Annotated in this window: 3 protein-coding genes and 1 pseudogene; 2 read left to right on the top strand and 2 right to left on the bottom strand. The window is 33.7% G+C overall.

The window, feature by feature from the left end:
* Nucleotides 1–122: 122 nt before the first annotated feature.
* Both C200_RS03380 and C200_RS03385 read left to right on the top strand, forming a co-directional pair.
* Nucleotides 123–371 (top strand): hypothetical protein, encoded by a 249-nt coding sequence (locus C200_RS03380; protein WP_016212028.1) that lies wholly within the window; start codon nucleotides 123–125, stop codon nucleotides 369–371.
* Nucleotides 372–865: 494 nt separating this feature from the next.
* The gene (locus C200_RS03385) at nucleotides 866–2,089 is read left to right on the top strand and encodes a hypothetical protein (RefSeq protein ID WP_016212027.1); all 1,224 of its coding nucleotides are present in this window, start codon (nucleotides 866–868) and stop codon (nucleotides 2,087–2,089) included.
* A gap of 22 nt (nucleotides 2,090–2,111) precedes the next feature.
* Here the strand turns inward: C200_RS03385 and C200_RS03390 are convergent, their stop codons facing one another.
* Both C200_RS03390 and C200_RS16845 read right to left on the bottom strand, forming a co-directional pair.
* Nucleotides 2,112–2,333 (bottom strand): hypothetical protein, encoded by a 222-nt coding sequence (locus tag C200_RS03390; RefSeq protein WP_032126299.1) that lies wholly within the window; start codon nucleotides 2,331–2,333, stop codon nucleotides 2,112–2,114.
* 250 nt (nucleotides 2,334–2,583) lie between these two features.
* Nucleotides 2,584–2,750: pseudogene (locus tag C200_RS16845) on the bottom strand (IS30 family transposase); the annotation flags it as partial.

Raw genomic sequence — 2,750 nt, forward strand, 5'->3', positions numbered from 1 at the left:
CGAATTCTTAAGTCATAACTGTAAGGAGAAGGCATCGTTTTTCCTTATTGTATTTTTTAACCTACTGATAGTATGTCAGAAACTGTTGATCGAGCGCTATAGAACGTGTAGTTGTTGAGCAGATGGGGGATGGGCCTGAGTCTGAGCAGAAATCAGGTTGCTTGGCCAAAGTTGCTTGCTTAACTGAAGTGCCTTATGTTGAGCTTGATATTCCTGAGGTTGAGCTTGGTACTCCTGTCTCTGGTTGTTCCCCTTGTTTATTTATGGCAGTTAAAGGTCAAGGTGCGAGTAATGATGTTGCTGGTAATAAGGATAATAGCAATGGCACTAGAGAAGAAAGAGAAGAGTTACAAATGGTAACTTCACTTTAATCAAGGTGGTTAGTGAGTATGGCGGGTTTGCTTAGAATGAGCCTGCTGTTCTTATTGTATAACATTAATTAATGCGTAATGCGATTTTTTATTAATAATTAAATGGTTTTAAATGTACTTTATAAATCAAAGGATTGGTTTTAGGACATTAAAATTTAATATTTTTTAATTGGTTATTATTAAGATGTATTCTTCAAACTTAATAAAATAACTAATTAGCTTAATTGGTAATCTATTGGATTATGAATTAAACCAAAGAATAGTTTTGTATTGATTTGATGGTGTGAAAAAAAACATTAAATTTGTGAATTGTTTTTCTTATGATTTCTATATAGTCTTATAGTTGTGTTTTTGATGGCTGTTATACGCCTAACTGATTGAGAAATTTATATTTTTAAACTAAATGTGAGTATAGTAAAGAAAAATAATAGACTGAACAGTAAAATTTACTATATAGATTATTATTGATCTTGATCGTTATTTTGGAGTTAGTAATGCCTGGATTTATTGATGTTAATGGCCCAATTTTTACTTATTTAAAAGATAAAGTTGATGAAATTAAAGTTGTAATTAATAGAAGTTTAACAGGTGCGGCATTTGACGAAGCTTTAGCTTTGAAACATAAAGAGTGTTTCGATCATGTAGAAAGTGGTTTGATTAATCTTACAAACCTAGCGAACACCCCATTAGCTAAACTTTACATGGATTATTACTATGATTCAGTAAAAGTGAGTTGCCCTGAATTACAAATTACTCAAGCTAAAATGATAATTTTAGAGCAGCTTCGCTTAACGGTGTTTGAAAAGAAAGATTTAAAGACGGATTGGGCAGCAAAGCAAGCTGGAAAGGGAAAGAAGAAAGGAAGTAGAGATGTACAGGTGTTGGCTCAAGGAGAGGGGGAAGTAAAGAAAGATGTCCATACAAAGGGAGAGGCTGAGCTCATATTTGAAGCTATAGAAAAGAGTTTAAAAGAGATAGTGAAAATATTTGATGACACATTAAAGGAGTTTTCTAGCCAATATTTATGGATGGTGATTGATAAACTCAAGTTAAGTCAAGATGTTGTTGAAAAAATATTTGCTGACCCTAAGCCGTTTCGAGAAAGCTATCAATTTTTAAAAGAGATTGGTCTTGATCAAAAAGAGTATGTTAAAAAGGTATTTGCTGATCCTTGTGTATTTTTAAAAAATTATCAATATTTAAAAGATACGGGTCTTAATACAAAAGGTCATGTTAGAGTCATGCTCGATGAGGATGAGTGTTTTGAGCAAAAATTTGATAGTGCGTGTTATCTAGGGTTTAAGGATAAAAGTAGTGAAATTTCTGATTTAAAAACTCAGCTTGAGAGTAAAGATGCTGAAATTGCTGCTTTAAAAGCAGCACTTGAAAAGAGTAAAGAAACTGGTGCTGATTTACAGAAGAAAGTAGCAAAAAAAAATCTACAAATTCTAAGTCTGCAAAATCGAGTTGCAGGTCAATATTATGAAATTGATACTTTGAAAATATGTGTTAAAGAGGAGGGACGTCTTGAAGAAGCATCAGCAGCCGCAGCAAGTGGATTTTCCTCAGGTGATGGTAGTGGTGGTGATGTTCAGAATAAAAGTCCTGTGGACGGGAAATCTCTCTGTCTTTTTCAGCAGCAGCACAGTGAGGGAGAGACACCATCGAGTAGTGGGTCAGTAGAGACTTATACCCTTGTAAGACATACTACACTCTAGTTGCTAATAAAGTTATAGGTTTTTAAGGTATGTTGCTTTTAATTGCTTGATTAAGTTTTGTTATAAGAGGAAGAGGGACCTTCTGTGAGCAAATGATATGGCGTTTATTTCCTGGCAAAATGTCTATTATTTTTATTAGCTTGAAATTCTTTGGTAAGAGTCCTGCACTTGTTATCGCTATTGCTGCTTCTTCTGGAGCAATAAACATATAATCAGCAATATGTTTTGATAACATTTTTATCATACGGCTATTTTCATGGGTCGTTTGAATGTACTTTGGTTTAAATTGGTGAATAGCCTGGTCGATTTGTGAGCCGTAAGAGTAGCCATTTTTAACAAGTAATGTTACATCTTTCTTGTTAAATAGTTGCTTTAATGAAATAGATGTTGTGATTTTTTTATTGTTTTTTCTGGTGATGAGTTCTGTTGGTCGATCTTGATAGATTGGTAGGGTATATCGCCCTCCGTCATCTGAAGTGCAACACTACTCTATACTAAGCCGCCATCAAATACTCTAAAAAAACATGATTAGGTGAGCAATAATTCAAACTCGCTCTTCTTCTGGTGTTCAATGTATGCTCTATTTTTGCTATTTCTTTGTCACTAATTTCATTAAAATCTGTCCCTTTAGGTAGAAAACGCCTTATCAAACCATTTGTGT

The sequence above is a fragment of the Piscirickettsia salmonis LF-89 = ATCC VR-1361 genome (genome assembly GCF_000297215.2).
GTDB classification, from domain to species: domain Bacteria; phylum Pseudomonadota; class Gammaproteobacteria; order Piscirickettsiales; family Piscirickettsiaceae; genus Piscirickettsia; species Piscirickettsia salmonis.

What these genes read in the sequence shown, in the direction of transcription:
- C200_RS03380 (WP_016212028.1), top strand. Translation starts at nt 123, where the DNA reads ATGGGGGATGGGCCTGAGTCTGAGCAGAAATCAGGTTGCTTGGCCAAA.
- C200_RS03385 (WP_016212027.1), top strand. Translation starts at nt 866, where the DNA reads ATGCCTGGATTTATTGATGTTAATGGCCCAATTTTTACTTATTTAAAA.
- C200_RS03390 (WP_032126299.1), bottom strand. Translation starts at nt 2,333, where the DNA reads ATGATAAAAATGTTATCAAAACATATTGCTGATTATATGTTTATTGCT.